This is a genomic window from Clostridium carnis (genome assembly GCF_054657435.1).
The window spans coordinates 1,110,001-1,117,500 of the sequence record NZ_BAAHYS010000001.1 but is presented as its reverse complement, the minus strand read 5'-3'; the positions used below and the strand labels follow the sequence as shown (position 1 = coordinate 1,117,500).

Below are 7,500 nucleotides of genomic sequence, written 5' to 3'. Positions count from 1 at the left end.
ATTGTTATGCAATCTTATTGTTCTTTGAAAATTGCACATGAATTAAAAACAACTTAAGTGAGAATCTAAATTTTAATTTAGATATTCGAACTTACTCCTAAGAACGTATGTGAATAGGAGTTTCATATTAGCATAGCTAATTGAGAAGTGACAACAAGCCAAGAAAAATATTCTTTGTATAAATTACTTAGTAACATTAACTATTAATGTTAGAGTGAATTTTATTAGAAACGAGTAGTACGAGGAAATGAGGAGTGAGCCGCACAGCATATTATAATATGTGAGCAGTGAAGCGACTAAATTGACGAAGTAATGCGAAGTTAATAATAAAATGAAATTAGGTCAAGCTACAAAGGGCGCATGGTGAATGCCTTGGCATCAGGAGCCGATGAAGGACGTGATAAGCTGCGATAAGCTTCGGGTAGGCGCACATAGCCAGTGATCCGGAGATCTCCGAATGAGGAAACTCACATGGGAAACCCCATGTATCCTGTAGTAAATACATAGCTACAGGAAGGTAAACCCAGGGAACTGAAACATCTAAGTACCTGGAGGAAGAGAAAGAAAAATCGATTTTCTTAGTAGCGGCGAGCGAAAGGGAAAGAGCCCAAACCAGAGATTTATCTCTGGGGTTGCGGACAGAACATTAAATAAGCAAATTTGTAACCGAAGATAACTGGAAAGTTAAGCCGTAGAGTGTAATAGCCACGTAGGTAAAACGAAGAAGCTTAGAGTTCTGATCCAGAGTACCACGAGACACGTGAAACCTTGTGGGAAGCAGGGAGGACCACCTCCCAAGGCTAAATACTACCTGATGACCGATAGTGAAGCAGTACCGTGAGGGAAAGGTGAAAAGAACCCCGGGAGGGGAGTGAAATAGAACCTGAAACCGTGTGCCTACAACCGGTCAAAGCCCCATATGAGGGTGATGACGTGCTTTTTGTAGAACGAGCCAACGAGTTACGGTATGTAGCAAGGTTAAGTACTTAAGGTACGGAGCCGAAGGGAAACCGAGTCTTAATAGGGCGACTAGTTGCATGCCGTAGACCCGAAACCGGGTGACCTATCCATGGCCAGGTTGAAGCGGGGGTAAAACCCCGTGGAGGACCGAACCACGTTGCTGTTGAAAAAGCATGGGATGAGCTGTGGATAGCGGAGAAATTCCAATCGAACTCGGAGATAGCTGGTTCTCCTCGAAATAGCTTTAGGGCTAGCGTCGGATATGAGTAATGGAGGTAGAGCACTGAATGGGCTAGGGGGCATATCGCTTACCGAACCTTATCAAACTCCGAATGCCATATACTATGAGTCCGGCAGTCAGACTACGAATGATAAGATCCGTGGTCAAAAGGGAAAAAGCCCAGATCGTCAGCTAAGGTCCCAAAGTGTAAGTTAAGTGGAAAAGGATGTGGGATTTCTAAGACAACTAGGATGTTGGCTTAGAAGCAGCCACTCATTGAAAGAGTGCGTAATAGCTCACTAGTCGAGAGATCCTGCGCCGAAAATGTCCGGGGCTCAAACTTACCACCGAAGCTACGGGCTGAAGTTTACTTCAGCGGTAGAGGAGCGTCGTAATCGGGCTGAAGTCGTACCGTAAGGAGCGGTGGACTGATTACGAGTGAGAATGTTGGCATTAGTAGCGAGATGTAAGTGAGAATCTTACAGGCCGAAAACCTAAGGTTTCCTGGGGAAGGCTCGTCCGCCCAGGGTTAGTCGGGACCTAAGCCGAGGCCGAAAGGCGTAGGTGATGGACAATCGGTTGATATTCCGATACCACTATTATCGTTATTATCGATGGTGTGACGGAGAAGGATAGGATGTGCTAGCGATTGGAAATGCTAGTCTAAGCGTTTAGGAAGTTAAGGTAGGCAAATCCGCTTTAACAATTCTGAGGCGTGATGGGGAAGGTCCAAGTGACCGAAGTATCTGATTCCATGCTTCCAAGAAAAGCATCTAGAGAGAGAAATAGTGCCCGTACCGCAAACCGACACAGGTAGGTGAGGAGAGAATCCTAAGGCCATCGGAAGAATTGCAGTTAAGGAACTAGGCAAATTGACCCCGTAAGTTCGCGAGAAGGGGTGCCTACGAGAGTAGGCCGCAGAGAATAGGCCCAAGCAACTGTTTAGCAAAAACACAGGTCTCTGCTAAAGCGTAAGCTGATGTATAGGGGCTGACGCCTGCCCGGTGCTGGAAGGTTAAGGGGAACACTTAGCGCAAGCGAAGGTGTGAACTTAAGCCCCAGTAAACGGCGGCCGTAACTATAACGGTCCTAAGGTAGCGAAATTCCTTGTCAGGTAAGTTCTGACCCGCACGAATGGCGTAATGACTTGGGCACTGTCTCAACTGCAAATCCGGCGAAGTTGTAGTGCGAGTGAAGATGCTCGCTACCCGCGATTGGACGGAAAGACCCCGTAGAGCTTTACTGTAGCTTAGCATTGAATTCCGATATTGTCTGTACAGGATAGGTGGGAGACTGAGAAACTAGGGCGTCAGCCTTGGTGGAGTCAACCTTGGGATACCACCCTGACAGTATTGGGGTTCTAACCGGACGCCATGAATCTGGTGACGGGACATTGTTAGGTGGGCAGTTTGACTGGGGCGGTCGCCTCCTAAAAAGTAACGGAGGCGCCCAAAGGTTCCCTCAGAACGGTCGGAAATCGTTCGAAGAGTGCAAAGGCAGAAGGGAGCCTGACTGCGACACCCACAAGTGGAGCAGGGACGAAAGTCGGGCTTAGTGATCCGGTGGTACCTCGTGGGAGGGCCATCGCTCAACGGATAAAAGCTACCTCGGGGATAACAGGCTGATCTCCCCCAAGAGTCCACATCGACGGGGAGGTTTGGCACCTCGATGTCGGCTCGTCGCATCCTGGGGCTGTAGTAGGTCCCAAGGGTTGGGCTGTTCGCCCATTAAAGCGGCACGCGAGCTGGGTTCAGAACGTCGTGAGACAGTTCGGTCCCTATCCGTCGCGGGCGTAGGAAATTTGAGAGGAGCTGTCCTTAGTACGAGAGGACCGGGATGGACTGACCTCTGGTGCACCAGTTGTTCTGCCAAGAGCATAGCTGGGTAGCTAAGTCGGGAAGGGATAAACGCTGAAAGCATCTAAGCGTGAAGCCCCCCTCAAGATGAGATTTCCCATAGCATAAGCTAGTAAGACCCCTTGAAGAACACAAGGTTGATAGGTCAGAGGTGTAAGTGTGGCAACATATTTAGCTGACTGATACTAATAGGTCGAGGGCTTGACCAATAAAAAAGAAGAAAACTCAGCATAGCTGAGTGAATACGAGAAATAAAATCAAAGAATTTTGGCTCTCATTCATGTGCAATTTTCAGAGAACAAACTCTGAAAATTAAAAAGAAGAAACTAAATCAAAGATTTATATAAAGGAAACTCAGCACAGCTGAGTGGTTTCGATAGCTAAATCAGAGATTTAGAATCTCAAACCATCTAGTGATGATGGCGTAGAGGAAACACTCCTTCCCATTCCGAACAGGACAGTTAAGCTCTACAGCGTCGATGGTACTGCACGGGTGACTGTGTGGGAGAGTAGAACGTCGCTAGGTTATATGCGTTATTAGCTCAGTTGGTAGAGCACCTGACTCTTAATCAGGGTGTCCCGGGTTCGAATCCCTGATGACGCACCAAAAAAATCCTAAACTAAAAGTTTAGGATTTTTTTATTTTATAAATAAAATTGATGTATAGATAAAAATAAATAATATATTGTAATAATATATCTACAATAATTTAAAGATAATTTTAACAAAATATTATTCGGATTAATTGCTATAATTAGCAAATAATATATATAATCTAATATAATATAAGCAATAAATAAATTTATAAATTTATGGGAGGAATACAAATGACATTGAAAGCAAGAAAGGTAGCTGTAGTTGGAACTGGGTTAGTTGGATCAAGCACTGCATTTAGTTTAATAACTCAAGGTGTATGTGATGAAATACTAATGATAGATATAAATAAGGAAAGAGCACTTGGAGAAGTTATGGATTTAAACCATTGTATAGAGTACCTAAATAGAAATACAAAGGTAAGAAGAGGTGAATATAGTGAGTGTGGAGATGTTGATATTGTAGTTATAACAGCGGGAGCACCACCAAAGCCAGGACAAACAAGATTAGATACATTAGATTTATCAGCAAAAATAGCCGAATCTATAGTAACACCTATTATGGAAAGTGGATTTAAAGGACATTTTATAATAATATCAAATCCTGTCGATATAATAGCTTATCATGTCTATAAATTATCAGGTTTACCAAAAAGCAATATAATTGGATCAGGTACTTCAGTAGATTCTGCAAGATTAAAAAATTTTATAGGAGAATTATTAAATGTTGATCCTAGAAGTGTTCAAGGTTATTCAATGGGGGAACATGGAGATTCTCAAATGGTACCATGGTCACATATATATGTAGGTGGAAAGCCTTTCAATAAGGTTATAGAGGATAATAGACAAAGATTTGGAGATATTGATTTAGACAAATTAGTTTTAGATACTGCAAAGGCAGGTTGGGAAGTTTATAATAGGAAAGGAACTACTTATTACGCCATAGCTACATCAACTGTTGCGATAATAAAAGCTATATTAAATGATGAAAATAAAATTATGCCAGTATCAACCTTATTAGATGGTGAATATGGTGAAAGAGATATATTTACAGGGGTTCCAGTTGTATTAAATAGAACTGGTATAAAAGAAATCGTAGAAATTGATATGACTGAAGAAGAATTAAAAGAATTTAAAGAATCAAATGATGTCATAAGAGAATATATTAGAAAACTATATGAAAAAAATTAATAAAAAAAATCATTAAAATCATACTGATAATCTCCCTTTATACTAGATTGTTAAAATAATAAAACTATTACTACTATAAAGGGAGTATCTTTTATAAGTTTATATGATAAAATAAGTTGATAATAATCTGTTTTTTAATAAGAAATAAGATAAATTTTATTAATATTAAAATCTACTTATATTAATAATAAAAAAAAGAAGATTATTTTTAAAAATAATGTTGACAATTGTACAATAAGTATATATAATAAATAATTGTTGAGAGCAAAATATCTGGTGATGATGGCGTAAAGGAAACACTCCTTCCCATTCCGAACAGGACAGTTAAGCTTTATAGCGCCGATGGTACTGCACGGGTGACTGTGTGGGAGAGTAGGACGTTGCCAGGTCATATGGTTTACTAGCTCAATCGGTAGAGCACTTGACTTTTAATCAAGGTGTACCGGGTTCGATTCCCGGGTAAGCCACCACAAAAATCACTTCGAGAGAAGTGATTTTTTAATAAGAACTTGCTTAGCATAATATATACAAAAGAAGAAAAGAATTAACTTTTCTTCTTTTTTTTATAAATATCTTTTATTATGTTAAAAAATAGTATAAAATATATATTAAGGGAATAATAATAAAGGAAGTATGGCTTGTTGGTCAAGAGGTTAAGACGTCACCCTCTCACGGTGAAATCAGGGGTTCGATTCCCCTACAGGTCACCATATTAAATAAGGAACCGCTTAATTTGATAAATTAAGCGGTTCCTTATTTATATTATATGAAGATTACTAATTTTTTAATTTTAAAAGCTAATAAAGCAACGGCTACTTTTTAAATTTAAAAATATCATTCCTAGCAAATGTTAGAAATTTTTTTATGCTTTGAATATCTTCCTTTAAAGTTGTATTGTTATCATCTTTTAAGTAATCATTTTTGTATATACACATAATAAAAAATAAGATACCTAAATTTATATATACATCCTTAATGTCTGCTATAAATAGATCACTAATTCCAATAAAATCAAGGCTTCCTCCATAAAAAACTTTATCTATAAGAGAACATAAAGCACCAGATGTTATAAAAAGAAAACACATATCTCCCCAAAAACTTTTATTTCCATTATGAAGATAGTATCTATAGAGCTCTAAAAATAAAACTAAAGCAATAGTATTTATTATTATTAGAATAGGAAATCCAACTCCAAAATCAAATCTAGCATTTAACCAAGACCCATCAGTATTAATTATAGGACTAAAAGATAAAAATTTAGGGACTATTTCAAAGTAATTATTGAAAAAGAACATTTTAATTAGTACTTTTATACCTTGATCAATTATCATTAAAGTTGAAAATATAATGAAAATAGCATTAGTGGCAAATCCATTTGAATATTTCTTACTAACTAAAAATATTATCCATCCTGTAAAAGCAAAAACAAATATTAATGATAAATTTAGGCTTAAGGTATATAAATCTCTAACCCTACCAGTAACTATTTCAAAAATAAAATATAAAAGCCACATAGCAGGAAGAATACCTATAGTAAGAAATTTATCTTTATTAAAACTAATTTTCATAAGTCTCCTCCTAATAAAGTTTATATAATATAAAGATTTTATCATATAAACCTTGGAATTCATATAAATTCATATAAGGATAACAATTTATTTAAAATGTTGGTATAATTAATATAGTAAAGTTTTTAGAATATTACTACTATTAAGACTAACAATAAAAGTAATATTCTAAAACAAATGAGGAGGGTATTGAAATGTTAACAATTTTTGCAGTCTCAGATTCTATTGGAGAAACTGCTGAACAAGTAGCTATAGCAGCAGCAAGTCAGTTTAAGGAAAAGGTAGAAGTAAGAAGAATACCATATGTAAAAACATTAGAAGATGTTGAGGACTTAATGAAGGATGTAGAACAATGTGAAGAGGTAATGATAGTATCTACAATAATAACAGTTAATGTAAGAGAATATCTTACACAAAAGGGAGTAGAAAAAAATATTTCTGTAGTAAATGTTTTAGGTCCAATAATAAATGTAGCATCTACAATTGTAAAGAAGATTCCAGATTATAACCCAGGAGCTATGTGGAAAACCGATGAAGTTTACTTTAAAAGAATAGAAGCTATGGAATTTGCTATGCAATATGATGATAGTAAGGATTATAGAGGACTTAAGAATGCTGATGTAGTATTAGTTGGATTATCAAGAACATCAAAAACACCATTATGTATGTATTTGGCTAACAAAGGAATAAAAGCAATAAATATTCCTTTAGTGCCTGAAGTTGGGGTCCCAGAAGAAATTTATGAAGTTGATAAGAAAAAAATATTTGGATTAGTTATTAATCCACTTCAATTAATTGAAATAAGAAAACGTAGGTTAGATAAATTTCATAGAATACCATCAGATATAGAATATGCAGGTGATGCAAGAATATTAGAAGAATTTGAGTTTGCAGATAAAATTATGAGAAAATTAGGTTGCAAGACAATAGACGTAACCCAAAGAGCCATAGAAGATACTGCATTGATAATAATGAAAGAGTTAGGATGCGAAAAATAAATAAAATAGTAGTATGAAACTTTAGCTTCATACTACTATTTTATTTATAGGTAATACATATTATTTTTATAGTTAAAAGAGAAAAGTTCATGTAAATAACGAATTATGAAATGA

Annotated in this window: 3 protein-coding genes, 3 tRNA genes and 3 rRNA genes; 8 read left to right on the top strand and 1 reads right to left on the bottom strand. The window is 37.0% G+C overall.

Translation table 11 applies throughout. From position 1 onward, the window contains the following. Positions 1 to 340: 340 nt before the first annotated feature. From ACYQ1T_RS05150 to ACYQ1T_RS05120, 7 genes are all read left to right on the top strand, one after another. Positions 341 to 3,245: ribosomal RNA gene (locus ACYQ1T_RS05150) — 23S ribosomal RNA — on the top strand. A 200-nt stretch (positions 3,246 to 3,445) separates the two neighbouring features. Further along, positions 3,446 to 3,562, top strand: a 5S ribosomal RNA gene (gene rrf / locus ACYQ1T_RS05145). A 5-nt stretch (positions 3,563 to 3,567) separates the two neighbouring features. Continuing rightward, positions 3,568 to 3,643 (top strand) — tRNA-Lys (locus ACYQ1T_RS05140). A 220-nt stretch (positions 3,644 to 3,863) separates the two neighbouring features. After that, positions 3,864 to 4,820 (top strand): L-lactate dehydrogenase, encoded by a 957-nt coding sequence (locus ACYQ1T_RS05135; protein ID WP_459832544.1) that lies wholly within the window; start codon positions 3,864 to 3,866, stop codon positions 4,818 to 4,820. Between the two features lie 272 nt (positions 4,821 to 5,092). Further along, positions 5,093 to 5,209: ribosomal RNA gene (gene rrf / locus ACYQ1T_RS05130) — 5S ribosomal RNA — on the top strand. A 5-nt stretch (positions 5,210 to 5,214) separates the two neighbouring features. Continuing rightward, a tRNA-Lys gene (locus ACYQ1T_RS05125) sits at positions 5,215 to 5,290 on the top strand. A gap of 165 nt (positions 5,291 to 5,455) precedes the next feature. Continuing rightward, a tRNA-Glu gene (locus ACYQ1T_RS05120) sits at positions 5,456 to 5,530 on the top strand. Between the two features lie 102 nt (positions 5,531 to 5,632). Here ACYQ1T_RS05120 and ACYQ1T_RS05115 read toward each other — a convergent pair. Beyond that, entirely contained in the window at positions 5,633 to 6,388 is a 756-nt protein-coding gene (locus tag ACYQ1T_RS05115; protein WP_459832541.1) for a signal peptidase II, read from the bottom strand. A 194-nt stretch (positions 6,389 to 6,582) separates the two neighbouring features. On the opposite strand from ACYQ1T_RS05115, the gene ACYQ1T_RS05110 reads away from it, so the two are divergent. Next, positions 6,583 to 7,386: a pyruvate, water dikinase regulatory protein gene (locus ACYQ1T_RS05110; RefSeq protein WP_459832539.1), complete on the top strand. Its 804-nt coding sequence runs from the start codon at positions 6,583 to 6,585 to the stop codon at positions 7,384 to 7,386. The last annotated feature ends 114 nt before the right edge of the window (positions 7,387 to 7,500 follow it).